At 64.6% G+C, this 25,310-nt stretch carries 27 protein-coding genes, 1 tRNA gene and 1 pseudogene; 12 read left to right on the top strand and 17 right to left on the bottom strand.

Features of this window, described 5'->3' with window-relative positions:
* Window positions 1–9: 9 nt before the first annotated feature.
* A complete protein-coding gene (locus ACYJSS_RS14900; protein WP_111259774.1) occupies window positions 10–756 on the top strand; it encodes an SDR family NAD(P)-dependent oxidoreductase in 747 nt (248 codons plus the stop codon).
* Window positions 757–781: 25 nt separating this feature from the next.
* A complete protein-coding gene (locus tag ACYJSS_RS14895; protein WP_158545566.1) occupies window positions 782–2,032 on the top strand; it encodes an acyltransferase family protein in 1,251 nt (416 codons plus the stop codon).
* Window positions 2,033–2,209: 177 nt separating this feature from the next.
* Here ACYJSS_RS14895 and ACYJSS_RS14890 read toward each other — a convergent pair whose 3' ends face one another.
* The 10 genes from ACYJSS_RS14890 to ACYJSS_RS14845 form a co-directional block, all read right to left on the bottom strand.
* Entirely contained in the window at window positions 2,210–2,500 is a 291-nt protein-coding gene (locus tag ACYJSS_RS14890; RefSeq protein WP_111259776.1) for an Ada metal-binding domain-containing protein, read from the bottom strand.
* Between the two features lie 2 nt (window positions 2,501–2,502).
* Entirely contained in the window at window positions 2,503–3,132 is a 630-nt protein-coding gene (locus ACYJSS_RS14885; protein ID WP_111259777.1) for a 2OG-Fe(II) oxygenase, read from the bottom strand.
* The gene (gene ada, locus ACYJSS_RS14880) at window positions 3,129–4,256 is read right to left on the bottom strand and encodes a bifunctional DNA-binding transcriptional regulator/O6-methylguanine-DNA methyltransferase Ada (protein WP_111259778.1); all 1,128 of its coding nucleotides are present in this window, start codon (window positions 4,254–4,256) and stop codon (window positions 3,129–3,131) included. Before ada ends, ACYJSS_RS14885 begins: the two co-directional genes overlap by 4 nt.
* Window positions 4,257–4,432: 176 nt before the next feature.
* Window positions 4,433–4,978, bottom strand: coding sequence for a methylated-DNA--[protein]-cysteine S-methyltransferase (locus tag ACYJSS_RS14875; RefSeq protein ID WP_111259779.1), 546 nt, complete (start codon window positions 4,976–4,978; stop codon window positions 4,433–4,435).
* 10 nt (window positions 4,979–4,988) lie between these two features.
* The gene (locus tag ACYJSS_RS14870; protein WP_111259780.1) at window positions 4,989–5,225 is read right to left on the bottom strand and encodes a hypothetical protein; all 237 of its coding nucleotides are present in this window, start codon (window positions 5,223–5,225) and stop codon (window positions 4,989–4,991) included.
* A gap of 53 nt (window positions 5,226–5,278) precedes the next feature.
* Complete coding sequence (locus tag ACYJSS_RS14865) at window positions 5,279–6,022, bottom strand: 2OG-Fe(II) oxygenase (RefSeq protein WP_236204753.1); 744 nt, start codon at window positions 6,020–6,022, stop codon at window positions 5,279–5,281.
* Window positions 6,019–7,029 (bottom strand): LysR family transcriptional regulator, encoded by a 1,011-nt coding sequence (locus tag ACYJSS_RS14860; protein WP_111259782.1) that lies wholly within the window; start codon window positions 7,027–7,029, stop codon window positions 6,019–6,021. The genes ACYJSS_RS14865 and ACYJSS_RS14860 overlap by 4 nt, the downstream gene beginning before the upstream one ends.
* A gap of 312 nt (window positions 7,030–7,341) precedes the next feature.
* A complete protein-coding gene (locus ACYJSS_RS14855) occupies window positions 7,342–8,643 on the bottom strand; it encodes an NAD(P)/FAD-dependent oxidoreductase (protein ID WP_111263615.1) in 1,302 nt (433 codons plus the stop codon).
* 63 nt (window positions 8,644–8,706) lie between these two features.
* Complete coding sequence (locus ACYJSS_RS14850; protein WP_111263616.1) at window positions 8,707–8,880, bottom strand: DUF3094 family protein; 174 nt, start codon at window positions 8,878–8,880, stop codon at window positions 8,707–8,709.
* Window positions 8,881–8,966: 86 nt separating this feature from the next.
* Window positions 8,967–9,593 (bottom strand): DUF1780 domain-containing protein, encoded by a 627-nt coding sequence (locus tag ACYJSS_RS14845; protein ID WP_111263617.1) that lies wholly within the window; start codon window positions 9,591–9,593, stop codon window positions 8,967–8,969.
* A gap of 112 nt (window positions 9,594–9,705) precedes the next feature.
* Here ACYJSS_RS14845 and ACYJSS_RS14840 point away from each other — a divergent pair, with 112 nt between their 5' ends.
* From ACYJSS_RS14840 to ACYJSS_RS14825, 4 genes are all read left to right on the top strand, one after another.
* Window positions 9,706–10,131, top strand: a complete 426-nt coding sequence (locus ACYJSS_RS14840) for a GNAT family N-acetyltransferase (protein ID WP_111263618.1) — start codon at window positions 9,706–9,708, stop codon at window positions 10,129–10,131.
* A complete protein-coding gene (locus ACYJSS_RS14835) occupies window positions 10,128–10,595 on the top strand; it encodes an FAD/FMN-containing dehydrogenase (protein WP_111263619.1) in 468 nt (155 codons plus the stop codon). Before ACYJSS_RS14840 ends, ACYJSS_RS14835 begins: the two co-directional genes overlap by 4 nt.
* Window positions 10,592–11,278: an energy-coupling factor ABC transporter permease gene (locus ACYJSS_RS14830; protein WP_111263620.1), complete on the top strand. Its 687-nt coding sequence runs from the start codon at window positions 10,592–10,594 to the stop codon at window positions 11,276–11,278. The genes ACYJSS_RS14835 and ACYJSS_RS14830 overlap by 4 nt, the downstream gene beginning before the upstream one ends.
* A gap of 113 nt (window positions 11,279–11,391) precedes the next feature.
* On the top strand, window positions 11,392–11,601 hold the full coding sequence (locus tag ACYJSS_RS14825) for a hypothetical protein (protein ID WP_371921727.1): 210 nt from the start codon (window positions 11,392–11,394) through the stop codon (window positions 11,599–11,601).
* A 3-nt stretch (window positions 11,602–11,604) separates the two neighbouring features.
* Here the strand turns inward: ACYJSS_RS14825 and yacG are convergent, their stop codons facing one another.
* The 6 genes from yacG to ACYJSS_RS14795 all read right to left on the bottom strand — a co-directional run bounded on the left by yacG (window position 11,605) and on the right by ACYJSS_RS14795 (window position 16,742).
* Window positions 11,605–11,805: a DNA gyrase inhibitor YacG gene (gene yacG, locus ACYJSS_RS14820; protein WP_111263622.1), complete on the bottom strand. Its 201-nt coding sequence runs from the start codon at window positions 11,803–11,805 to the stop codon at window positions 11,605–11,607.
* Window positions 11,802–12,413 carry a dephospho-CoA kinase gene (gene coaE, locus ACYJSS_RS14815; RefSeq protein ID WP_111263623.1) on the bottom strand — a complete coding sequence of 204 codons (612 nt, stop codon included), beginning with the start codon at window positions 12,411–12,413 and terminating at the stop codon, window positions 11,802–11,804. Before coaE ends, yacG begins: the two co-directional genes overlap by 4 nt.
* Complete coding sequence (locus ACYJSS_RS14810; RefSeq protein WP_111263624.1) at window positions 12,413–13,282, bottom strand: prepilin peptidase; 870 nt, start codon at window positions 13,280–13,282, stop codon at window positions 12,413–12,415. The genes coaE and ACYJSS_RS14810 overlap by 1 nt, the downstream gene beginning before the upstream one ends.
* On the bottom strand, window positions 13,283–14,503 hold the full coding sequence (locus ACYJSS_RS14805) for a type II secretion system F family protein (protein WP_111263625.1): 1,221 nt from the start codon (window positions 14,501–14,503) through the stop codon (window positions 13,283–13,285).
* Between the two features lie 3 nt (window positions 14,504–14,506).
* Window positions 14,507–16,210, bottom strand: coding sequence for a type IV-A pilus assembly ATPase PilB (gene pilB / locus ACYJSS_RS14800; RefSeq protein WP_111263626.1), 1,704 nt, complete (start codon window positions 16,208–16,210; stop codon window positions 14,507–14,509).
* 103 nt (window positions 16,211–16,313) lie between these two features.
* Window positions 16,314–16,742, bottom strand: a complete 429-nt coding sequence (locus ACYJSS_RS14795) for a pilin (RefSeq protein ID WP_111263627.1) — start codon at window positions 16,740–16,742, stop codon at window positions 16,314–16,316.
* Between the two features lie 152 nt (window positions 16,743–16,894).
* On the opposite strand from ACYJSS_RS14795, the gene ACYJSS_RS14790 reads away from it, so the two are divergent.
* Together ACYJSS_RS14790 and ACYJSS_RS14785 are read left to right on the top strand one after the other, a co-directional pair.
* Entirely contained in the window at window positions 16,895–18,607 is a 1,713-nt protein-coding gene (locus ACYJSS_RS14790) for an O-antigen ligase family protein (protein ID WP_111263628.1), read from the top strand.
* A gap of 44 nt (window positions 18,608–18,651) precedes the next feature.
* Window positions 18,652–18,727: transfer RNA gene (locus ACYJSS_RS14785), tRNA-Thr, on the top strand.
* Between the two features lie 61 nt (window positions 18,728–18,788).
* Here ACYJSS_RS14785 and nadC read toward each other — a convergent pair.
* Complete coding sequence (gene nadC, locus ACYJSS_RS14780; protein ID WP_111263629.1) at window positions 18,789–19,637, bottom strand: carboxylating nicotinate-nucleotide diphosphorylase; 849 nt, start codon at window positions 19,635–19,637, stop codon at window positions 18,789–18,791.
* Between the two features lie 321 nt (window positions 19,638–19,958).
* Between nadC and ACYJSS_RS14775 the strand changes: the two genes are divergently transcribed.
* The 4 genes and pseudogenes from ACYJSS_RS14775 to ACYJSS_RS14760 form a co-directional block, all read left to right on the top strand.
* A complete protein-coding gene (locus tag ACYJSS_RS14775) occupies window positions 19,959–22,298 on the top strand; it encodes a DUF1631 domain-containing protein (protein ID WP_111263630.1) in 2,340 nt (779 codons plus the stop codon).
* Window positions 22,299–22,404: 106 nt separating this feature from the next.
* Window positions 22,405–22,968, top strand: a complete 564-nt coding sequence (gene ampD / locus ACYJSS_RS14770) for a 1,6-anhydro-N-acetylmuramyl-L-alanine amidase AmpD (protein ID WP_111263631.1) — start codon at window positions 22,405–22,407, stop codon at window positions 22,966–22,968.
* Window positions 22,965–23,801, top strand: a complete 837-nt coding sequence (gene ampE / locus ACYJSS_RS14765; RefSeq protein ID WP_111263632.1) for a regulatory signaling modulator protein AmpE — start codon at window positions 22,965–22,967, stop codon at window positions 23,799–23,801. The genes ampD and ampE overlap by 4 nt, the downstream gene beginning before the upstream one ends.
* A gap of 316 nt (window positions 23,802–24,117) precedes the next feature.
* A pseudogene (locus ACYJSS_RS14760) lies at window positions 24,118–25,257 on the top strand (HAMP domain-containing protein); the annotation flags it as partial.
* Between the last annotated feature and the right edge of the window lie 53 nt (window positions 25,258–25,310).

Raw genomic sequence — 25,310 nt, 5'->3', positions numbered from 1 at the left:
GGTATCGCCATGCAGCACTCCCTGCTTTCCAAGAACGCCCTGGTCACCGGCGCCTCACGTGGCATCGGCAAGGCCACCGCCCTGGCGCTCGGCGCCGCCGGTGCCTATGTGCTGGTGCACTGCAACCGTGGCCTCGACGAGGCCCAGGGCGTGGTCACCGAGATCCGCGACCGGGGGGGCCGCGCCGACGTGCTGGTGGCCGACCTCGCCAGCGCCGAAGGGCCGCGCATCCTCGCTGCCGAAGTGGGCGAGCGCGTGCGTCGCCTGGATGTGCTGGTGGCCAGCGCCGGCATCGCCCAGACGGCGACGCTGGAGGACACGCGCATCGAGGACTTCGATCGCCTGTTCGCGGTCAACGTGCGCGCGCCGTTCTTCCTGGTCCAGCAGCTGCTGCCGCTGCTGGGCGAGGGCAGCAGCCTGGTGCTGATCTCGTCCCTGGGCGCGCGCTCGGCGGTCGGCGATATTCCCGCCTACGCCGCCACCAAGGGCGCGCTGGACACCCTGGTGCTGCACTTCGCCCAGGCGCTCGGCGGGCGCGGCATCCGCGTCAACGGCCTGGCCCCGGGGGTGGTGGACACCGAGATGTCCAGCTTCGTGCGCAGCGACGAGGGGCGCGACTTCGTGCTCGGCATCCAGGCCCTGCAACGCATCGCGCAGCCGGAGGACATCGCCGATGCGGCGCTGTTCCTGGCCTCCGACGCCTCGCGCTGGATCACCGGGGACATCCTCAGCGTCGACGGCGGCACCAAGCTGTAACCACGGGCCGCCAGGGGTAGACACCATGAACATGAAGACCGAACTGCCTGCCGGCGCGCCCGCGGCCCATGCCGGTGCGTCGAGGAACCTCGAACTCGACCGGCTGCGTGCCATCGCCGTGCTGCTGACCTTCTACGTCCACCTGTACCAGGTGTTCTACCCCTGGACCTTCACCATGCACTACCCCAAGCCCGAGTCGGTGCTCGACCTGTTCGGCAACGCCTGGGCGGGGGTCGACCTGTTCTTCGTGATCTCCGGCTACATCATCTCGCGCACCCTGCTGGAGCAACTGGACGGGTTGCGCAGCGGCGTGCAGCGGGCGGCCTGCATCAAGGCCTTCTACGTGCGCCGGGTGTTCCGCATCCTGCCGGTGGCCTGGGTGGTGGTGGCGCTGGTGATGGCCTGCAGCCTGTTCCTCAACCAGGGGCAGTACTTCGCCTCGCCGGTGTACAACGCCCAGGCGGCGCTGGGCATCTTCACCTACACCTTCAACTTCTGGCTGCCGGACAACAAGATCGCCGAAGGCGTGCCGCTGGCGCCCTACTGGAGCCTGTCGGTGGAGGAGCAGTTCTACCTGTTCTATCCGCTGTTCCTGCTGGTGCTCAAGAGCACTCGCGCGCGGGTGATGGCACTGGTGGGCGGGCTGCTGCTGGTGAGCCTGGTGCTGCGGCCCTTCAGCCTTTCCGACCCGATGAAAGTGTTCTTCTTCACCCAGACCCGCTGCGACGGGCTGCTCTACGGCTGCCTGCTGTACCTGGCCACCACCCAGGGCTGGTTCGAGGCGATCCGCGTGCGCGCCGGGCAATACCGCTACGCCGGGGCCTGGGTGGTGGTGCTGCTGGCGCTGGTGCTGGGCAGCGTCACCGCCATCGGCTTCGGCAACACCCTGGCGATCCCGGTGGTCTGCGCCTTGTCGCTGGTGATGGTGTTCATGGCGGCCTGCGAGGGCAACCTGATCGTCTTCCCGCAGCCGCTGCAGTGGGCGCTGGACTACCTCGGCAAGCGCTCCTACACCCTGTACCTGGTGCACATCCCGATGTTCTACCTGACCCTGGAGCTGATGTTCCGCTACACCCGCAGCGAGGGCATCGCCATCACCGATGCGCTGTGGCCGCAGTACACGGTGCTGATGCTGGTGCTGGTGTTCGGCGCCACCGAACTGATCCACCGCACGGTGGAGAAACCGATGATCGCGATAGGCAAGCGCATCGCCGAGCGCTCGCGCGTACCCGCCGAACCGGCCCCGCAGGCCCTGGCGCCCACGCCGGCCCCATAGGTGCTGGCGGCAGCGTGGATGACGCTTCACCCATCCACCGTGCGGGGGCGGGTTTCAATGCAACGCGTCGGGCATGACGGCGTGCCCTGTTCGACCCCGCCTGGTGGAGGTGAAGAGCGACCTCCACCCTACGCGACGCTCGCCCCCGTGCATTGGCATTGTTCTGTAGGCGCGAATTCATTCGCGATCAGGCTTCACCTGAACACCCAGTTCCCCCGCCTTCCACATCCTGTACCGCTCCGGCAGGCACACCGCGCAAGGCCGATAGCCGGCGGCGAGCGCCGTGGCCTCATCGAGGAAGAACACCCGCTGCGCCTGGTAGCCACCACGGGCGAGGGCCTGCAGGGCGCTGCGGCAGTCGAGTCGGCCGTAGAGCCTGTTGCGGCGGTGGCCGCCGAGGGTGCCGGGGCGGTGGCTGGCAAAGGGGCGGCCGTCGGCGCCGACCAGGGTCCAGGTCTTGTCCGGCATGGTCAGCGCCCGGCGGGGAAGCCCAGCTCCAGGCTCAGGCGCTGGCCGCTGCGCACGCGGCTGGTGCCGTGCTTGAGACCGGCACCGTAGAGCTGGCCGAGGCTGTTGCGCACTGGGCGGCGGCCGTCGCTGAACAGCACGGCGTCCCCCTGGCGCAGGGGCAGCACCGTGGCGCGCGATTGCATGCGCGGACGCTGTTCGGTGACGACGAATTCGCCGCCGGTGAAGTCGTTCCGGGGGCAGGCCAGGAGAATGGCCAGACGCAGGGGCAGGGCAGCGGTGCCGTCGCCTTGTCGCAACGCCAGGTACTCACCCGAGCCGAGATGGCAGAGCCGTGCATCGATGGCGCCGGCCGGCCCGGTCGGGTAGCGCCCGGGCTCGTCCAGTTCCTCGCTCCAGCGATTGGCCAGCCGGGCCAGCGCGGGGTAGAGCCCGTCGCCGAGTTCGCCGGGCAGGGCCCCGGCCGTGGCGAGCCACTCGCCGCAGCCGGGTTCGAGGGGGGCGAGGCGGGTGCCCATGCCCTGCGCCTGCCGCCGCCACTGCTGCACCGTGCCGGCATCCAGCAGGCCGGGCAGCAGGGCGTAGCCGTCTTCATCCAGGCAGTGGATCAGCGACGGCCAGTCCAGGCTCATGGCTGCGCCACGGCCTGCTTGGCACGGGGCGGCACGCTGGGGGCGGCTGCCGGCTTGGCTTCGCGTTGCAACAGCTCGCGCTTGCGCTCGATGCCCCAGCGGTAGCCGGAGAGGTCGCCGTTGCGGCGCACCACGCGGTGGCAGGGGATGGCCACGGCGATGTGGTTGGCCCCGCAGGCCTGGGCCACCGCGCGTACCGCCTTGGGCGCACCGATGCGTTCGGCGATGTCGGTGTAGCTGACGGTGGTGCCTGGCGGGATGTCCCGCAGGGCCTGCCACACCCGCTCCTGGAAGGCGGTGCCGCGCACGTCCAGGGGCAGGTTGAGGCCGAGCGAGGGGGCTTCGATGAAGCCGACGACCTGGGCCACCAGGCGCTCGAAGTCCGCGTCGCCGCCGACCAGCTGGGCCTTGGGGAACTGGTCCTGCAGGTCTCGTACCAGGGCGTCGGGGTCGTCGCCCAGGAGGATGGCGCAGACCCCGCGCTGGCTCTGCGCGACGAGGATGGCGCCCAGCGAGCACTGGGCCACGGCGAAGTGGATCGAGGCGCCGGCTCCGCCATCGCGGTATTCGCTGGCGCGCATGCCCAGCAACTGGTCGGAGGTTTCGTAGAAGCGGCTGTTGGAGTTGAAACCGGCGCCGTAGATGGCGTCGGTCACCGAGGTGCCGACATCGCTGAGCTCGCGGCGCAGGCGGCGGGCGCGGTAGGCCGAGACGTAGGCCTTCGGGGTCAGCCCGGTCTCGGTCTTGAACACCCGGTGGAAGTGCGAGGGGCTCATGCCCGAGCGTGCCGCCAACTGGTTGAGGTTGAGCGGCGAGTCGGCCGCCTCGATGGTGCGGCAGGCTTCGGCGATCAGGGCGGCACGGCGGGCGGCGGTGCTGGTGCGGTCCCCCGCCAGGCTGCGGCTGGCGCGATAGCCGGCGGCTTCGGCGGCGGCCGGGGTGTCGAAGAACTCGACGTTCTTGCGGTTGGGCAGACGGGTCGAGGAGCTGGGGCGGCAGTAGACGCCGGTGGTCTTCACCGCATAGACGAACTGGTCGTCGGCGGCGCTGTCGCGGGCCCTGACGGCTGCCCAGCGTTGATCGTCCGTGATGTAGAGAGCGGTTTCTTGCAGGTTCCTGCTCATGGTGGTTATCCAGAAAGACCGTTGACTATTGCAGGTTAAAACCGAACCCGAACGCAAGAACTCCGGTTCTTGCGTTCGAATTCACCGTGGTTCCGCCCAGGCGTTCCGCTGCGGGCGGAGGGGCGCTGGAGGTTAGGCGTGATGAACGCCTTTCGCCTCCCGTGCCGGGCGCTGCGTCAGAACAGGGCGGCGGTTCGCGGCTCGGCCACGACGGGGCGCAGGGCCTTCTCGTGCTCCAGCAGCCAGCGCTTGCGCTCCAGGCCCCAGGCGTAGCCGCGCAGCTCACCGTTGGCGGCGATCACCCGGTGGCAGGGGATGACGATGGCGATGGGGTTGGCGGCGTTGGCCACGCCGATGTCGATGGCGGCACGGGGGTCCTCCAGGCCCAGGTCGCGGGCCAGTTGGCCATAGCTGCGGGTGGTGCCGGCGGGAATCTGCCGCAGCGCCGCCCAGACCTGGAGCTGGAAGGGCGTGCCGTTGGGTTCCACGACCAGTTCGTCGAGCGCATCGCAATCGCCTTCGAAGTAGCGGCGCAGGGCGGTGGCTATCGCCTTGGGCGCCGGGATCTCGGGAAGGTCCTTGGCGCTCGGCCGGTCCTTCAGGGAGCGCGTGAGCTGGCGCTTGTAGTCGCCGAAGCCCAGGGCGCGGATGCGTTGCTGTTCGTCGGTCACCAGCAGCAGTTCGCGCAGGGGCGAACTCAGGCGGCTCATCATCAATGTCATGGCAATCTCCTTATCGCAGTCGAGTGACGCTGTGGGGACGGAGCAGGAAGATTTCCCCGCTGTCCAGGTGCAGCTCGGTTAGGCCCGAATCATCCGTGTGCCAGCGGGCCTGCCTGGCATCCACCAGTGCCTGGAAGGCACTGATCACCCGCAGGCGCGCGGCCGGGTCGTCTTCGCTCGGGCCGCTGGCTGCCGTGCCGGGCTCGAGGAAGGCGGCAGGGCCGATGTCCTGTGGGCGAATGGGCATGTTCAGCCCGCCTGCCGGGAGGCGGGGAGGAGGGGGGCGTTCATCCGCTGCTCTCAGCTGGCGTCATGGAAGATCAGCCCCAGGGTGCGGCGCTCGCCGCTCCTGATCAGGCTGACGCCGTGGCGCATAGCGGCGCGGCGGAAGCCGCCGCGCTTGCCGGGCACGGGACGCAGGTCCACCGGGAAGAGCACGGCGTCGCCCTTGCCCAGGGGCACGACGTCCGCCCGCTGCTGCCCGGCGATGTTCTCGGTGAGGACGAACTCGCCGCCGCTGAAGTCCTGCTCGGGTGCCGACAGCAGGACCGCCAGCTGCAGCGGGAAGACGTGCTCGCCATAGAGGTCTTGGTGCAGGCGGTTGTAGCAGCCCGGGCCGTACTGCAGCAGCAGGGGCGTGGGGCGGTGCTGGCCGGCCCGGTGGCAGCGGGCGAGGAAGCCGTCGAGGCGCGCGGGGTAGCGGGTGTCGAGGCCCAGGCGCTGGTTCCAGCGGTTGGCGATGGCCGCCAGCGGCGGGTAGAGGCGGTGGCGCAGGCGCCCGAGCAGCGCGGGCAGCGGGTAGGCGAAGTACTTGTATTCGCCGCGGCCGAAGCCCTGGCGCTCCATGGCGATGCGCGAGCGGAAGCCTGCCTCCTGGCTGTAGAGCGAGGCGAGTCGGGCGCAGGCGGCATCGTCCAGCAGGTGCGGGATCAGGGCGCTGCCATTGGCGTCCAGCTCGGCTTCGAGGGCCTGCCAGTCGAGCTGTTCGATGCGCTCCAGCGTTGGATCGGGCACGGCCCGTTCGAGGGTGGCGAGGGGATTCATGGCGTGGAGAAGTCCCCGGCGCTGAAGGACAGGCCCACGCGCGCCAGGCGCGAGACGGGGGCGATCGGGTGGAGTTCGGAGAACAGGCAGGTTTCCGCCTCTTCCTGCTGGTTGCACACCTGCTCGACGCGTTCGAGGAAGCGCGAGAGGTGCGGCGAGGGTTCGCTGTCCGGGCGCAGCAGGTAGGTGGTCAGCACCGAGTCGGGCACGGACAGGGCACGGGTGACGATCTCGCTGCCGGGCAGGTAGCTGTGCTCGGTGCCGCAGATGAGGGCGACGCCGTAGCCGGCCGAGACCAGCGCCTGCATGGTTTCGCGGGAGATGTACTGCTCGACGATGTTCAGCGAGGCTTCTTCGGCTTCGCTCAGGTTGGCCTTGAGCATGCGGCTGATCTGCTGGTGCTGGCCCTCGTGCACCTCGGGGTGGCTGAGGATCAGCGGGTGGCGCACCAACTCCTTGAGCGGGATCTTGCGGTGCGACAGCAGCGGATGGCGGGCGGGCAGGGCGGCGACCAGCGGGTCGCTCCAGATGGGCCGCGCGCAGATGCCGTCGACGGCGTTGTCGGTGCGCGCGAAGCCGACGTCGTAGCTGTGGTCGAGCATGCCCTTGACCTGCTGGGCGTGGCTCACTTCGAACAGGCGGATCTCCATCTCCGGTTCTTCCTGGCGGCAGCGTGCCAGCAGGTCGGCGAGCTTCTGCGGGGCGATGCCGTCGGACACCGCGACCCGCAGCGTGCCGCGAAAGCCCATGGCGACGCCGCGCATGTCCATCCGCGCCTGCTCCAGGGCGGCGAAGATGCGCTTGGTGTTCTCCAGGAAGACGGTGCCCGCCCAGGTCAGTTGCACGCCCCGGGGGTTGCGCTCGAAGAGCAGGGTGTTGAGATCCGACTCGAGCTCCTTGATGGCCCGGGACAGGGGCGATTGCTCGATGTGCAGGCGCGCGGCGGCGCGGGTGAAATTCAGCTCCTCGGCCACGGCGAGGAAATAGCGAAGATGACGTAGTTCCATAGGTGACTCTCTCCTGTCTGTCATCGACCCTGGTTCCGGGCCGTGCCCGGGTTGCTGCGTTCCTCCAGCCCTTACTGCGTAGTGGTCCTGGTGCGCGAGTGGCCCGGGTAGCGCCGATCCGATGGCGCAAACGCCCTGGCCAGACGCGTTGCGGGGCTCAATATCGGCGTGAAGAGGCCGCCCTGCACTCCGTTTCTTGCGGTCGAATCTGCAGGATGGGAGAGGGCGACGGACGGCTGCGGCGCAGACCGTTGCGCGAGGGGGTGGCGAGCGGTGGGGAAGCCGGCATCGCGGGGATGCCGGCCGGGGGGATCAGTGGAGCTTGAGGCGGGGGTCGGTGCTGCGGCCGATGCGGTCGCTGAGCATCAGCAGCAGGGTGCGGAAGCTGCCGTAGAGCGCCATCTGGTGCATGCGGTAGAGCGAGATGTAGAACATGCGCGCCAGCCAGCCTTCGAGCTTGACGCTGCCCATCAGGTTGCCCATGAGGTTGCCGACGGCGCTGAAGCTGGAGAGCGAGATCAGCGAGCCGTAGTCCTTGTAGCGGTACTCGGGCAGGTCCTGCTGGCCGGCGATGCGCAGCTTCATTGACTTCACCAGCAGGGAGGCCTGCTGGTGGGCGGCCTGGGCACGGGGCGGGACGTTGCGGTCGCTGCCGTCGCCCAGGGGGCAGGCGGCACAGTCGCCGAAGGCGAAGATGTTCTCGTCGCGGGTGGTCTGCAGGCTGGGCTTGACCACCAACTGGTTGATGCGGTTGCTCTCCAGGCCATCGAGCTCCTTGAGGAAGGCGGGGGCGCGGATGCCGGCGGCCCAGACCTTGAGGCTGGCGGGGATCTCCTCGCCCTGGGCGGTGCGCAGGCCCTCGGCGGTGACTTCGCTGACCGCGGCGCCGGTCATCACGGTGACGCCCAGTTGCTCCAGGGTCTTGTGCACCGGCGCGCTGATGCGCTCGGGCAGCGCCGGCAGCACGCGCGGGCCGGCCTCGATCAGGGTGATGCGCATGTTCTCCGGCTGGATGCTGTCCAGGCCGTAGGCGGCCAGCTCGCGGGCGGCGTGGTGCAGCTCGGCGGCCAGCTCGACGCCCGTGGCGCCGGCACCGACGATGGCGACGCTGATCTGGTCGCTGTTGCCTTCACGGGCGTGGGCGCGCAGGTAGTGGCTGAGCAACTGGCGGTGGAAGCGCTCGGCCTGCTCGCGGGTGTCGAGGAAGATGCAGTGGCGCGAGGCGCCTTCGGTGCCGAAGTCGTTGGTGGTGCTGCCGACGGCTATCACCAGGGTGTCGTAGGCCACTTCGCGGGCGGGCACCAGTTCGCGGCCGTCCTCGTCGAGGGTGGCGGCGAGCTGGATGGCCTTGCGCTCGCGGTCCAGCCCGCTCATGCGGCCAAGCTGGAACTCGAAGTGGTTCCACTTGCCCTGGGCGACGTAGTTGAGCTCGTTCTCCGTGGAGTTCAAGGAGCCGGCGGCCACTTCGTGCAGCAGGGGTTTCCAGATGTGCGTCAGGTTGGCATCGGCCAGGATGACCTTGGCCTGGCCTTTCTTGCCCAGGGTTCTACCCAGACGGGTGGCGAGCTCCAGCCCGCCGGCGCCGCCGCCGACGATCACGATACGATGGGACATGGGGATATCTCACAAGGCTATAGGAATTCTTATGTGTCGCGCCGGGCGAGCGCAGGAGGCGGCTCATAGCACCAGTCGCGCGAGGAGGCGGCTCAGCAGGCCCAGGCCGATCACCATCACCAGCAGGATCGCCAGCAGGCGCCAGGGCTTGAACGGCTCGCGTTCCACCTGGTGCTGGGGGAGATTCAGGTACTGGTCGACCCTCTGCTGGTCTTCGGGTGTCAGGCGGCTGGTCATGGGAAGCCTCGACGGGGGAATGGGCTCATTCTAGCTGCGTGTTTCGGCCAGGCTCAATCGACGGCGCGATTAATTCGACTGCTGCGTCACAGGCCGATCCCGGCATCGAAGATCACCGTTCGACCCAGGTTGGCGCGCAGAAATTCCGGGGCATCCGGATGGGCGAAGAGCACGCGGGCATAGGTGGAACCGACGATGGACAGCGAGCGCCAGCCCTGGCGGAGAAACTCCGTGGGCGGCGGGAAGGGGCTGTTGAAATCGGGCACCGAGCGCTTGAGGTTGACGAAGGCGACCAGGTCCAGCTCGCCCAGGTCGAGGCCGCGCTCGGTGTAGTTGTGGGCCTTCTTGCGCAGCGTCGGGGCGAGGCGGCCCTGCAACTCGGCGGTGGCGATGCGCTTGGGCCGGGCTTCGCGCCGCACCAGTTGGGCGAGGGAGAAGGCGCTGCGCCGGCGCTCCAGCTCGGCCCGCCATTCATCGTTGAGCCGGCGGCCCTCGTCGAGGACGAAGAACACCTCGAAGGCGGCATCGCGGAACAGCACGTCCGGCGGCTCGCTGCCGGTGCTGAAGTCCTCCAGCCGATGGGGCACGTTGAGGGCCTGCAGCAGGCGCTGGCAGACCCAGCGCTCGCGTTCCCACTTGCGGGCGTTGGAGAGGAAGTCGTTGGCCTGTTCCGCCTGGCGGGTCAGCAGGCGCAGGTAGTCGGATTCGTCCATGAGCGGAGCTTAGCCTCGCCGCGCCTCGCTGTGGTAGCCCGACGCGGCATACGGGCACGGCGCCGTGCGGCGGGCCTTGGTATAGACTCGGGAGCCTGTTCTGGAGCCTGTCATGCAACTGCGCACCCTCACCCCCGCCGACCATTCCCGACTGCTGGCCCTCTGGAGCCGGACGCCGGGTATCCGCCTGCGCCCGGAGGACGAGTACGCGCCGTTCTGCGCCTATCTCGCGCGAAACCCGGGGCTGAGCCTGCTGGTCGAGGCCGGCGACGAGGTGGTTGCCTGCCTGATGGCGGGGCACGATGGTCGTCGCGGCTACCTGCAGCACCTGGTGGTCGAGGAGGCCTTTCGCGGGCGCGGGCTGGCGCGGAGGATGCTCGAGGAGGTGCTGGCGCGGCTGGCCGAGCAGGGCATCGGCAAGTCCCATGTCTTCGTCTTGCGCGATGCGCCGCAGGCGCTGGCCTTCTGGCAGGCGCAGGAGGGCTGGGGCGAGCGTGGGGATATCCAGGTTTTTTCCACAAGGGGAGCGAGTGAATGAAAGCGGTTTTCGTGGTGGTGCTGATGGCGTGGATGGGGCTTGCCCAGGCGCAGGAGGAGGGTTCACGGCTCGCGCCCTGGACGCTGCTGGACCAGTACGACCAGCCTTACACCCTCGATGACGGGCTGCGGCTGTTGCTGGTGGCCCGCGACATGGACGGCGCGAAGCTGGTCAAGGCGGCGCTGGAGGGGCAACCCAAGGGTTACCTGGAGGCACGCAAGGCGGTGTTCCTCGCCGATGTCAGTCGTATGCCGGCGGTGATCGCCAAGCTCTTCGCGGTGCCGGCGATGCGTGACTACAACTACCGGGTGATGCTGGACCGCGAGTCTCGCGTGGCGCCCCGTTATCCGGCCGAGGCGGGCAGCGTGCTGCTGTTGCGCCTGGAAGGTGGCGTGGTGCGTGAAACCCTGACCTTCACCGATGCCGCGGCGCTGCGTGCCGTTCTCGAGTCCTCCGCAGAGTGATCGCGTCCCAGCTGCTCTCCACCACCAGCCTGGGCCTGGGCTGGGCCATCTACCTGCCGGCCATCGCCTGGGCGGTCTGGCGGGCCCCGTGGGTCGAGCTGTTCAGCGATACGCGGCGACAGCACCTGCTGTTCGGCACGGTGCTGGCGTTGTTCCTGCTGTGGATGGTGCGGCGGGATTTCGATTCGGGCGTGTCCTACCACTTCATCGGCATGACGGCCGTGACGCTGTTGCTGGACTGGCCGCTGGCGGTGCTGGGCGGGCTGGCGGCTCAGCTCGGCCTGGTGGCGCTGGGACGCCAGGACTTCGCCGCGCTCGGCATCAACGGTGCGTTGCTGGTGTTGCTGCCGGTGCTGGTGACCGAGTGCTGCGCCATCTGGGTGGAGCGCTTCCAGCCGCGCAACCTGTTCGTCTACATCTTCTGCTGCGGCTTCTTCCCCGCTGCGCTGGCGGCGCTGCTGTGCACACTGCTGGGTTTGGGCATCCTCTGGCTGGACGGCATCTTCCCGATGCCTCCCTGGCTGGAGGACTTCGTCGGCTACCTCTGGCTGGTGATGTTCCCCGAGGCCTTCATCAACGGCACGGCGGTGACGGCGCTGGTGGTGTTCTATCCGGACTGGCTGGAGACCTTCAACCGCTCGCGCTACCTGCAGGCGCCCTGGAAGGACGACGAGCCGAAGTGATGGCCGGGAATTCACCAGGGGCATGACGCCTGGCAGCTTGATCCCGATCAATTATCCACAGCCCCCCGCACGCTGATCATGGCGCCTTCACAGACGATGAGCGGGAGATGGCCATGCACAAATGGGCGCGCGAGATGCTGGATCGGGAGCTGGCGGCGGCCGGCGCGGCGGGGATGGACGAGGCGTTGGCGCTGCGAGCGCTGCTCAGCGAGGTGGTGGAGCGCAGCAAGGCGGTGCGGCCGATCGAGGACCTGGCCCAGGAGCTGTGTTTCCTGGCCGACAACCTCGATGACGAACGCGACTACGCCTTCATGCGCCCCTGAGGCTCAGTGCCCGCGCTCGGGCAGGTCGCTGGAGAAGAGATCGTCTTCCTGGATGTCGCCGGGGATCGCATGTTCCTCGGCGGCCCAGGCGCCCAGGTCGATCAGCTTGCAGCGCTCGGAGCAGAAGGGCCGGCTGGGGCTCTGCGGGCCCCATTCGACGGGGGCGCCACAGGTGGGGCATTCGACGGTCATGGGTTGGCTCATGCTTGGCCTCCGCGCAGGGTCAGGTAGAAGGCGTGCAGGCGTTCGACTTCGCGCTGCAGCCATTTCAGGTCACGGTCGTTGACCAGGACGTCATCCGCCGCTTCCAGGCGTTTTTCGCGGCTGGCCTGGGCCTTGAGGATGGCGCCGACCTGTTCTTCGGACACCTTGTCCCGGGCCATGGTGCGCTGGACCTGCACCGCCTCCGGTGCGTCGACCACCAGCACGCGCTGGGTCATGCGGTGCTGGCCGGACTCGATCAGCAGCGGCGAGACGAGGATGGCGTAGGGCGATTGGGCGCTGGCCAGGTCGCGGACGATCTCCTCGCCTATCAGTGGGTGCAGCAGGTTTTCCAGCCAGCGGCGCTCTTCCGGCTGCTCGAAGATGCGCTGGCGCAGCGTGGCGCGATCGAGCTGGCCGTCGGCCTGCAGCACATCGCGGCCAAAGTGCTCGGTGATCTGTGCGAGGGCAGGGCGGCCGGGCTCGACCACCCAGCGCGCCGCATGGTCGGCGTCCACCAGGTGCACGCCGAGGTTGCCGAAATGGGAGGCGACGGCGCTCTTGCCGCTGCCGATGCCGCCCGTAAGGCCAAGGATCCAGGGTTTGTTCATCAGAAACCGGCGAAGTGGAGATAGGTCCCGGTTATTTGATCACCCCAGAGCAATGCAATCCAGCCGGCAATGGCCAGGTAGGGGCCGAAGGGGATGGGCGTGCTGCTGTCCGCGTCGCGCAGCTTGAGGATGATGATCCCCAGTATCGCGCCCACCAGGGATGACAGCAGGATGGTCAGTGGCAGCACCTGCCAGCCACCCCAGGCGCCGAGCATCGCCAGCAGCTTGAAGTCGCCGTAGCCCATGCCTTCCCTGCTGGTCACCAGCTTGAACGCCCAGTACACCGACCACAGGCTGAGATAGCCGCCCACCGCGCCCCAGAGTGCATCGCTGGGCGTGGCGAACATGCCCTGGTTATTGAGGATCAGCCCGAGCCACAGCAGCGGCAGCACGAGGGAATCCGGCAGCAGCTGGTGGTCGACGTCGATCATGCTCATCGCCAGCAGGCCCCAGGTCAGCACCAGGAACGCCCCGGCCTGCCAGGTGAAGCCGAAATGCCAGGCGACATAGGCCGACAATAGGCCGCATGCCAGTTCCACCAGCGGGTAGCGCTTCTTGATCGGCGCCTTGCACGAGGAGCACTTGCCACCCAAGGCCAGCCAACTCACTACCGGGATGTTCTCCCAGGCCTGGATCTCATGCTGGCAATGCGGGCAGCGCGAGTTCGGCAGGATCAGGTTGAAGGTCTCGCCCTTGGGCTCCGCCGGCAACTCCAACGCCTCCCGCGCCTGCGCCTTCCAGTCGCGGAACATCATTACCGGCAGGCGGTAGATCACGACGTTGAGGAAGCTGCCGACGAGAAGGCCGAGGAGGAATATGCAGAAAACAAAGGCCGGCAAGTTGCCGGCCAGAAAGTCGAGGACTGTCACTTATCCCACTACCGAACCGAGCTGGAAGATAGGCAGGTACATCGCGATGATCAGGCCGCCGACCAGTACGCCGAGGACGGCCATGATCATGGGCTCCATCAGCGTGGTCAGGTTGTCGACGGCGTTGTCGACTTCTTCCTCATAGAACGAGGCGACCTTGTCGAGCATGCTGTCTAGCGCGCCTGACTCTTCACCAATGGCTGTCATCTGGATGGCCATGGATGGGAATACCCCAGTGGTGCGCATGGAGAAGTTCAGCTGCATGCCGGTGGAGACGTCCTGCTTGACCTTGGTGACCGCGTTTTTGAAAACCACGTTGCCCGTGGCGCCAGATACTGAGTCCAGTGCCTCCACGAGCGGAACACCCGCAGCAAATGTAGTGGACAACGTGCGTGCGAACCGGGCAACAGCAGACTTGTAGAGGATGTCACCTACTATCGGCAGCTTCAGGACCCCACGATCCATGGCATCGCGGAACTTCTCGGAGCGCCGATGTGCTTCACGCAACGTAAAGGAAGCACCAAAAATAGCGATCAGGAAGACGAACCACCAGGTTTGCAAGACCTCAGAGAGATTGATGACCATCTGAGTAAAGGCTGGCAGCTCTGCTCCAAAGCCCGAGAATATCGCTTGGAACTGGGGGACGACCTTGATCAATAGGATGGCCGATACAATCAATGCCACTAGGACGACTGCGATGGGGTATGTCATCGCCTTCTTGATCTTGGCCTTCAGGGATTCGGTCTTTTCCTTATAGGTGGCAATACGGTCAAGGAGGTTTTCGAGTGCGCCCGCCTGTTCGCCTGAGTCCACCAAGTTGCAATAAAGGTCATCAAAGAAGAGTGGTTTCTTACGAAGTGAGTTGGCGAGGCTGTTGCCCGAGGCCACCTCTTGCTTCACTTCATCAACCAGTTTGCGCATGTTCTGGTTGTCGAATCCTTCTCCGATGATGTCAAAGCTTTGAAGAAGAGGAACACCTGCCTTCATCATGGTGGCCATTTGTCGAGTGAAAAGCGCAATGTCCAAAGGCTTGATCTTCTTGCCCGCACCGAAAAGGGAGGCCGCTTTCTTACGTACCTTTGTCGGGTTGACCCCTTGCTTGCGCAGTTGCGCTTTCACCAGCGCAGGGTTAAGTCCGCTGATTTCACCGCTGACCTTGCTACCTTTCTTGTCGGTGCCTTCCCATTTGAAGACGCTCGCTTTTAGTGCTTTTTCCGCCATGGATTAGTCCTTGGTCACGCGGTTGACTTCCTCGAGGCTGGTTACGCCTTGCATGGCTTTCAGCAGGCCCGAAGCGCGCAGATCATTGAAGCCGTCTTTACGCATCTGCGCAGCGATATCAATGGAGTTGCCTTCCTCCATGATAATGCGTTGTAGCGCAGCCGTGTTTTTAACCACTTCATAAATACCGACCCTGCCCTTGTAGCCTCCCTTGCAGTTTTCGCAACCCGCAGGGCCATAGATCTTGAAAGTGCCGATCTTGCTCTCGGGGAAGCCTTCCTTGAGCAGCGTTTCACGAGGCACCTCGACCTCCTTCTTGCAACTGCTGCAGAGCTTCCTGGCCAGGCGCTGCGCGATGATGAGGTTGACCGACGTTGCGATATTGAAGGCCGGGACCCCCATGTTGCGCAGGCGGGTCAAGGTTTCCGCTGCGCTGTTAGTGTGCAGCGTGGACATCACCATGTGACCGGTCTGCGCCGCCTTGATGGCGATTTCGGCAGTCTCGAGGTCACGAATCTCGCCGACCATGATCACGTCCGGGTCTTGGCGTAGAAAGGCGCGAAGGGCCTGGGCGAAGTCCATGCCCTGGCGCGGATTGACGTTGACTTGGTTGATGCCTTCCAGGTTGATTTCCACAGGGTCTTCAGCTGTGGATATGTTGATATCGACCGTATTGAGGATGTTTAGGCCAGTATAAAGCGAAACCGTTTTGCCCGAACCAGTTGGGCCTGTCACCAAGATCATGCCTTGAGGCTGTTTCAGGGCGCTTAGATAGAGCTCTTTCTGCACCTCCTCGTACCCGAGGGCATCGATACCCATCTGAGCACTGGAAGGGTCGAGAATCCGCATCACGATCTTTTCGCCCCAGAGCGTCGGCAGGCTATTGACGCGGAAGTCGATGGCCTTGGTCTTGGAAATCTTCATCTTTATCCGACCGTCCTGTGGTTTGCGGCGTTCGGAGATGTCAAGGGCGGCCATGACCTTTAAGCGAGCAGAGATCCTGCTAGCTAGCTGTATAGGGGGACGTGCCACTTCATGGAGAATGCCGTCGGTGCGAAGGCGGACTCGGTAGCTTTTCTCGTAGGGTTCAAAATGAAGGTCTGAAGAGCCTCCCTTGATTGCGTCGAGTAGCATTTTGTTGACGAAGCGAACAACTGGAGCATCGTCAGCATCACCTCCCCCACCTTTATCGTCCTTGTCATCATCCACTGCCTCGATATCGACACCATCCAAGTCGACATCGCCTAAATCATCCATGCCGCTGTTTGACGACTCGAAGAAGCGCTCTATCGCTTCGCCGATCTTGTCGTCTTCGACAAGGATCGCTTCCGTTGTCAGTCCGGTACTGAACTGCACATCTGTGATGGCTTGATGATTGGTTGGGTCTGATACACCAATGAAGAGCTTGTTGCCCCTCCTCCATAGAGGGATGACACGATGCTGGCGAACCAGTTTTTCGCTGATGAGGTCTTTGGGCTGGGAGTCCTTGTCGATAGCGCTGAGGTCAAAGAAGGGAACCCCGAACTGCTCGGCAGCAATCTCCGCCAGTGGGCGGCTCTTCACCAGCTTGTTCTGAACGATATAGGTCACCAGCGACATTTTATTGCGCAGCGCCTGCTGCTGTGCTTGCTGAGCACTTTTCTCGTCAAGCAGCTCCGCGATGACGATCTGGCGCGCCAGACCTGTGAGGGGAATTGAGTCGCTCATCAAGCATGCATCCGTTTGGCTGGTGTATCTCAAGAGTGTACTAGAGCAATACAGGCAGAAATAAACAAGGCACCCGAAGGTGCCTTGTTTAGAGCAGATTAAATCAGTTGCAGCCGCGAGGACGGAAGTCTGCGTTGGCAGTGGAGTTGCAGACCCAGCTTCCATCAGTGGCACGACGGAGAGTATGGACAGCCACAGAGGGTTGCTTCAGAGCCGGGCTGGCCTGGTTGTCGAAGGTGAAGGTCAGAGTACCGCTTCCATCGGCAGCAAAGTTGGCGGCGATTGTGCCCAGGGGGCTGGCGCTGGAGGTGGTACCCAGCAGGCCGAGGCTGCTGAGGGATCCGCCAGCTACTCCACGAGCAAAAGCATCTTCCACTGCGGTCTTCAGCGGAGCAATGGCCTGGAGGCCGGTATTTGCTTCCGAGCGAGCGATGTAGTTGCGGTACGCCGGGATGGCGATGGCGGCCAGGATGCCAATAATGGCGACAACAATCATCAGTTCGATCAGGGTGAAGCCTTTTTGAGCTTTCATTCGTGTTTCTCCGAGGTAGATGTTTACGACTGCATTGGCAGCTGACATGCTTTAAGCAAGAGTCTTGCCAACTTTCTCTGAGGCGCTCCCTGCGGGTGGCGGCCAGAGTAGGCAGGGTAAAACTGACAAAAAACGTCAATGAGTTGCCAAGAATGCTTAGGCCAAATGCTCTGCGGGTTTTCTCTTTCATTGTGGTGATGCTAGCGATTTCCTTTAGCAACCCACTCCATCTCTTTCCTTCGCTTAACTACATTGAAGAGCTCATCGCAGCGTGTTCCGTGGTAGCGGGTTCAGCTTGGCTGATGTGGTGTCACCGGGAATATCGGTTTTCGGTGGTCTCTGCCCTTTGGCTGGTATTGGGCGGGCTTTTCCTTGTCTCTGCACTGATTCAGCCAGCTACTTTCGACTCGGGGAAACTTGCATACCTTCTATATTGGTTTATGGGGGCGCTGGCTTTAGTCGTGGGTGAGCAGCTGGACTGGTCCGATTGGCGTACTGCTGATCGTTTGGCTTGGGTGTTGTTCGTCTGCGCAGTATTTGGAGCTGTCGTGGGGGGGCTTAGACATTTTGGCCTTCTATGGACTGGATTCGACGCTTTTGTCCCCAAGGTTCAGACGGAGCGAATGATTGGCTTAATCGGGCAGAGCAACTACTTCGGGTATCTCTGTTTGATGGGGGTCCTATCTGGAGCATGGCTACACCACCGGCGTGCTATCAATGCTATTTCTCTGATTATTGGCGCGGCTTTATGCATTCTCGGGCTGCTGATGTCTGGGTCCAGGTCTGCATTGCTCGCATGGCTTTGTCTAGTGATTTTTTTATGGCTGAGGGGGCAGGCGCGAGGGCGATACTGCGCGGTGCTGACTTGTGGTGTGCTTTGTACTCTCGCTCTAATGCCCGTTGTGCCTGAACTGATCCAGTTGTTCTCTCAGTTCGTCCCGGAGGGTGTGCTGGATGGCCGTTTGCAAGCTATTGGGCAGCGTGGGGTAGACAGCCCGGCGCGACTGACGGAGTGGAAGATCGCATTTGATGTTTGGAAGGGGAGTCCCTGGCTGGGGGTTGGGGTTGGAAACTATTCTCATGCTGCGTATACAGAGCACATTGCTCAGGGAATAAGCTCAAGTGCGGGGTTATTTACGCACAGTCACAATGTCGTCTTGCAGTTGCTTGTTGAGTTGGGAGTGCTGGGAGGTGTTTGGTGTCTGGTGTTTGGTGTGTTCTTCTGCTTTTTAGCATGGTCTGCTTTGAAGGATGAAGCTAGTCAGCTGCCGGTTTCCATTGTTTTGATATTTGCAATTTATAGTTTGTTTGAGTTTCCGCTGTGGATAATGAATTTTCTGATTCTGAACCTTTTGCTGATAGGAAGTCTGTCTAGTACGGGAGTAGTGCTGAAGCTTCGTCTACACAAGATTTTTTCGATTGTTCTTGGTTTTGTGTTGTTTGTAACGCTGGCTGTTTATGTGCCTTTAGTGGAGCGTTTTTACTGGTCCTACGTCCAGTATCTTGTTCGGGCGCCAGTGAAGGTTGAGCAGTACGACTTCATGAGCGCCATGATGAAGGACCCCCTGATGGAGTCGACGAGCTATATTATTTATTTCGCCAACTTCCAGGTGTCTAAAAAAACAGCGGCTCAGGAGCGCGAGGTTCTGGAAAGATTTCGGGGCTATGTACCGTATCCACCGCTGATGGCGCGGCTTGCTATCATTCAGGTTGCCATGGGGGATGTAGAGGCGGGTAAAGAAACTGTGCGAGAGAGTCGTATCTACTATGGAACCAGTGGTATTGAGGGTTTCATAAGTACTGCTCTTGAAGAAGCAGAGGTGGCCTTCCCAGGCGTCGATTTCTCTGTCCTTTTCGAGAAATGAGCACATTGATTGCCCCTCCGCTCAATGCTAAATTCCGCCCCGCCGCCGGTGTAGCTCAGTAGGTAGAGCAGCGCACTCGTAACGCGAAGGTCGCAGGTTCGATTCCTGTCTCCGGCACCAGCTCAAACAAAAAGCCCCGCTTCGGCGGGGCTTTTTGTTGGGCGCTATATAAAGGAAAGGGTCAGATGCTCAGGCGCATCGACAGGTCGACGGCCCTGACGTCTTTGGTCAGGGTGCCGATGGAGATGTAGTCGACGCCGGTCTCGGCGATGGTGCGCAGGGTGGTGTCGTTGATGCCGCCGGAGGCTTCGAGCTTGGCGCGGCCGGCGGTGAGGGTGACGGCGGTGCGCATGTCGTCGAGGCTGAGTTCGTCGAGCATGACGATGTCGGCGCCGGCGGCCAGGGCCTGGTTGAGTTCGTCGAGGCTTTCCACTTCGATCTCCACCGGCTTGCCGGGGGCGATGCGGTGGGCGGTGGTGATGGCTTCCGCGATACCGCCGCAGGCGGCGATGTGGTTTTCCTTGATGAGGAAGGCGTCGTACAGGCCGATGCGGTGGTTATGGCCGCCGCCGCAGGTAACGGCGTACTTCTGCGCCAGGCGCAGGCCGGGGAGGGTCTTGCGGGTGTCCAGCAGCTTCACCTGGGTGCCCTGTACCAGTTCCACGTAGTGGGCGACGCGGGTGGCGACGCCGGAGAGGCACTGGAGGAAGTTCAGCGCGCTGCGCTCGCCGCTGAGCAGGGCGCGGGCGGGTCCTTCGAGGTGGAACAGCGGCTGGTTCGGCCGCACCTTGTCGCCATCGGCCACCTGCCAGTGCACCGCCACCCGTGGGTCGATCTGACGGAACACCGCATCGACCCACGCGGTCCCAGCAATGACCGCCGCTTCACGGGTGATGATGGTTGCGTGGGCCAGGCGCTCCTCGGGGATCAGTTGGGCGGTGATGTCGCCGCTGCCGACGTCCTCGGTCAGGGCGCGGCGCACGTTGGCTTCGATTTCCGCGTTCAGGTCGGCGAGTTTGAGGTTGGGCATGGGATGCTCCGCTGCAGAATGGCGCGATTATAGAGGCAGGCGACCGCTGGTACAGCGTTGGTGGCAACTGTCTTGGGCTTTCTGCTAGATATTCAGGGGATGGGTAGGTCTGACAGAGGCCGGCCTACAAAGGGCAGGGACATCTGTGACGTATTTCATGTCTGGAGGAAATCTCCCCTTGGTTGCGACGTGAGTATCCCTATAATGATTCTGACTTTCTCTATTTGACGCCAGAAGCTTGACGTTAGGGATAACTCCCCGTTTATAGCTGTGCAACCAGCGAAGCCCCCTAGTTCGGGCGCTGGTTGCGGGAGATTCGCTATGCAGACCGACGCGAACGTGGTGCCCCTGAACAAGGGCGCCTCCGAGCTATCGCCAACTTCGCCGGTAGGAAGGCTGCCCGTGGCACTTATCCAGGTGCGCGACAAGGCTGCACAACAGCTGAAGCAAGCGCTGCAGGCGCTATTCGACAACGCGGACGACACCCTCTTCCAGATGGCCGACCGTGCGACCAGCAACGCCGAGCAGAACGCCTTCTTCGAGGCGATGCGCGACTTGCGCCTGAAGCGCAAGAGCATTGAGCGCGGCTTCCTGCAGAAAGTGTTCGAGACCTTCTCCAACCTCAACCAGTACGAGATCGGCAAGCCGCCGGTGCTGGATGCGGTCTCCTTCGAAAGCCTGAGCCTGGTGCAGAACGACGAGCTGGAAGAGTCCGTCGCCCTCGACGCCATGGTCGCCAAGGTGATGAGCCGCGACGGCATCGCCCTTGGCCACCTGACCACCCGCCTCAACACCCTGGTCACCAAGAAGATCGAGGACAAGAGCAACCCGCTCGGCCCGCGCGCGCTGTGCGAAGCCTTCCTCGATGCCTGCCGCAGCCTGGGCGTGGAGATCAAGGTCAAGCTGATCATCTTCAAGCTGTTCGAGAAGTACGTCCTCAGCGACCTCGACCAGCTCTACGCCGAATCCAACCAGGCGCTGATCACCGCCGGTGTGCTGCCCGAGCTCAAGTCCGCGCCGCCGGCCCGTCGTCCCCAGGGGCGCGCCCCGGGTGCCGCCCGCTCCGCCCAGGCCGCCGAAGGTGGCCAGGTTGCCGGTGAAGGCGCCTACATGGACGAAGGCGTGCAGGAAGTCTTCGGCGCCCTCCAGGAGCTGCTGTCCCAGGTCCGGGGTTCCGGTACCGGCGCCGGGATCGGCATGGGGCGTCGCGAGGTACCGGCCGATGCGGTGCCCATCACCAGCAACGACCTGATGCGCCTGCTCTCGCACCTCCAGCAGCACCTGCCTGCGCAGAATGCGAGTGATGTCGACCTGCGCTTCCAGCTCGACAACCTGCTCACCCGTGCCAGCGCCAAGAGCGGCAAGTCCCGTGTCGTGGGCCAGGTGGACGACGACGTCATCAACCTGGTGTCGATGCTCTTCGAGTTCATCCTCGATGACCGCTCCCTGCCGGATTCGCTCAAGGCCCTGATCGGCCGCCTGCAGATTCCGATGCTCAAGGTCGCGGTGCTGGACAAGACCTTCTTCAGCCGTGGCAGCCACCCGGCGCGCCGGCTGCTCAACGAGATCGCCTCGGCCGCCATGGGCTGGAGCGAGCAGGACGACGTCCAGCGCGATGCCCTGTACCAGCGCATCGAGCAGGTCGTGCTGCGCCTGCTGAACGATTTCGTCGACGACCCGACCATCTTCTCCGACCTGCTGTCCGACTTCCTCGCCTACACCGGTGACGAGCGCCGTCGCAGTGATCTGCTGGAACAGCGCACCCGTGATGCCGAGGAAGGTCGCGCCAAGGCCGAGCTGGCACGCCAGCAGGTCGAGCAGGCCCTGAACGAGCGTCTCTTGGGCCGCACCCTGCCCGAAGTGGTGGTGCGCCTGCTGCAGGAGGCCTGGAGCAAGGTCATGCTGCTGACCTGCCTCAAGCACGGCGTCGGCTCCGAGGAATGGCAGGCCACCCTGTCGACCATGGACGACCTGATCTGGAGCGTGGAGTCCCACGAAGCGCCCGAGGCACGCATGCGCCTCCTGGAACTGGTCCCCGGCCTGCTCAAGGCGCTGCGCGAGGGGCTGACCAGCGCCGCTTTCGACCCGTTCTCCACCAGCGAATTCTTCAGCCAGCTGGAAACCCTGCACGTGCAGGCCTTCCAGCGCTTCAAGCGCGTCGAGACCGAGCCCGTACCGGCTCCGGTGGTGGACGCCGAGGAAGGCCAGGAGCCGGGCGTCATCGCGGAAATCGAGATGCCCCTGCTCGACCTGCCCGCCGACCTGGAGGTGGGCATGCCCGCCGAAGCGCCGGCGATGGTCGAGGTGGTCGAGGAGATCGTCCTGCTCGCACCGGGCGAGACCCGTGCGCCCGAGCCCGAAGCCGCCCTGCCGGATGACGACGAGGCCCTGGACCAGGTCGACAACCTGCGTGTCGGCAGCTGGGTCGAGTTCCAGGAAGACGAGGAGCACAAGGTGCGCTGCAAGCTGGCGGCCATCATCAAGCCCACCGGCAAGTACATCTTCGTCAACCGCACCGGCATGAAGGTGCTGGAGAAGACCCGCATGGGGCTGGCCGTCGAGTTCCGCCGCCAGGCCATCCGCCTGCTGGACGACGCCCTGTTGTTCGACCGCGCGCTGGAGTCGGTCATCGGCAACCTGCGCCGACTCAAGGGCGCCTGATCCCTCGCTCCGCCCCCCGACGCCCGGCTTGCCGGGCGTCGTCGTTTCAGGGCCTTGGCCCTGGGCTTCGCCTGCTCTAGAGTGTCCGCCAACCAAGGAGCCCACCATGCAGCCGGACCCCGCGACAGGTTGGTGCCAAGGCGCCCGCCACTGCCCCTCGCCGAACTTCAATGCCCGCCCGGAGGGGGAGATCTCCCTGCTGGTCATCCACAACATCAGCCTGCCGCCCGGCCAGTTCGGCACCGGCAAGGTCCAGCAGTTCTTCCAGAACCGGCTGGACGCCGCCGAGCATCCCTACTTCGCCGACATCGCCGCCATGCAGGTCTCGGCGCACTTCCTCATCGAGCGCGACGGCGCCGTCACCCAGTTCGTCTCCTGCCTGGACCGCGCCTGGCATGCCGGCAAGTCCTTCTTCGAGGGGCGTGAGAACTGCAACGACTTTTCCCTCGGCATCGAGTTGGAGGGCACCGACGACCAGCCCTATTCCGAGGCCCAGTACACCGTGCTCGGCCAGCTCGCGCGCGGCCTGCTGCGCGCCTATCCCGGGATCACCCCGGAGCGTGTCCGGGGGCACAGCGACATCGCTCCCGGGCGCAAGACCGATCCCGGTCCCGGATTCGATTGGGCGCGCTTTCGCGCCAGCCTGCACGACAAGGAGGTAGACGCATGAGTTTCCTGGTTCTCCTGCTGGTGCTCTGGGTGGAGAAGTTCTCCAGCCTGCGCCAGCGCATCCAGCAGGACGGGCCCTGGCTGCGCCAGCTGGCCCGCCTTTCCGGCAACCCGCGCCTGGCCGGGCGCCCCTGGGCGATCCTCGGCCTGCTGGTGGTGCTGCCATTGGTGGTCCTGGCCCTCTTGCTGATGGCCCTGCAACCGCTCGCCTATGGTTGGCTGGCCTTGCCGTTGCACCTGCTGGTGGTGATCTACGCCCTCGGGCGCGGTGACGTCCAGGCGGACCTCGGCTCCTTCCGCGATGCCTGGCGCCGGGGTGACGTACAGGGCGCCTACCATGTCGCCGAGCGTGACCTGGGCCTCGAGGTGGAAGAGGGCGATGACCTGCTGCTGCGGGTTCAGGGGCATCTCGTCTGGCAGGCCTACCAGAGCTTCTTCGCGGTGATCTTCTGGTACTTCCTGCTGGGCCCGGTTGCGGCCCTGGCCTATCGCCTGCTGGCCCTGGCCGCCGAGCACGCCGAGGAGCCCGCCCTGCGCGAGCGTGCCGCGCAGATGCGCCATGCCTTCGATTGGGTGCCGGTGCGGGTGCTGGCAGCGAGCTTCTCGCTGGTGGGCAATTTCGTCGCGGTCAGCCGCGTGCTGCTGCATGAGTTGCTGAACTGGGACATCGCCGCCGAGCGCTTCGTGGTCATCGCCGGGCGCGCCGCCGGCGAGCTGCCGGACGACACGGCCGGTGAGGCGGGCGTGGCCAGCCTGGATGCGCTCTGGCACCTGCTGGTCCGGGCCGCCGTGCTCTGGTACGCCGGCTTCGCCCTCTGGACCCTTCTGTTCTGACGATGCGACCGGCGGCGCAATGCCGCCGGTCCGGCCCGCGCCTGCCGGGTCGCGCTCCGAGCGTTCTTAACCTTAAGTTACAGAATGTTCCGCCGATATCAGGTACACAGTTCCTGCACCTTGTCGGGCATTTCGTGACATGCATCACGTTTATTGCGCGGCATCGTTAGTCCTTATCTGTCACCCACAGGTCGGACGATCTGGGACGGCCGCACTGCCAGATGCGATCCTTGGCCGCCCCCGAGGCGACCCATAAGAATAATTAGGAAACAGGAGACGTCTTGTGAAGACCGTGTTGTATCCGGCCATCGCGCTGATGAATCGCCTCAGCTTCGGCATGAAATTCAGTCTGATCAGCGTGTTGTTCTTCCTGCCGATGCTGGTCACCAACTTCTACCTGGTGCGCGAGTCCTACCAGGAATTCGTCAGCACCCGTTCCGAGCTGGAAAGCCTCGATCTGCTGGGCGCCAGCCAGGGCATCCGGCGCAACCTGGAAAACCTCAACGACCTGGTGCTGATCAATTCGCTGATCGGCCAGTCCGGGCAGGCCGGCGATCTCGATACGCGCATCGGCAAGCTGGAGAAGGACCTGGCCGACGCCCTCGAGAAACTCGCACCCGTCACCACCGATCCGGAACAGGTCGCCGAGTTCAACAACAAGCGCGAGGAGATGCTCAAGGGCCTGCAGGCGGCCGGTAAAGAGACGTCCCTGCAGAGCAAGAGCGCCATGATCGAGAAGCAGTTGGGCAACGCCCAGGTGTTCATCAAGCTGGTCGCCAGCCAGGCCGGCCTCAGCCAGGACAGCCAGCGCGACGTGCGCCAGGTGGCCGAGCTGGTCACCGGGGTCACCTCGACCGTCACCGCCGCCATCAGCAAGGGGCGCGCCATCGGCGCCTACTCCCTGGGCCAGGGTTTCCTCAATTCCGCCGCCAGCACCAAGCTGGACGACCTGCTGCTGGAGCTGGAGAAGATCGGCTCCGAATACGGCCTGAAGATCCAGGACGCCCTCAACGGCAACCCGCGCGCCCAGGCGGCCCTGGCCGACCTCGGCAACGCCAGCCGCGAGACCCTCAAGCAGAGCGCCACGCTGTTCGAGGACCAGGTGATCATGGCCGACACCCTCGACACCCCCTGGCCGCAGTTCTACGACCAGGCCACCGCGCAGATGGACAAGACCTACCAGCTCAATGACGCCGCGCTCGGCTTCCTCAAGAGCGAGCTGGAAAAGCGCCTCGGCGAGAAGCGCGCCCAGACCGTGCTGCTGGTGGTCGCCCTGGTGGTGGTGTTCCTCGCCATCGTCTACCTCTACAGCGGTTTCTACGTCTCCACCCGCACCACCCTCAAGAGCCTCGGCCGGGTCATGGACCAGGTCGCCGCCGGCGACATGACCGTCAACTTCCGCGCCCAGAGCCGCGATGAGCTGGGCGAGCTGGGCCAGGTGTTCAACGGCACGGTGGCGAAGATCCATGACCTGATCGAGCTGGTCGGCCAGACCGTCGTCGAGGTCGA

This window comes from Pseudomonas sp. No.21, from assembly GCF_054558415.1.
The sequence above is the reverse complement of the archived record's forward strand: the minus strand, read 5'-3'. Positions and strand labels throughout refer to the sequence as shown.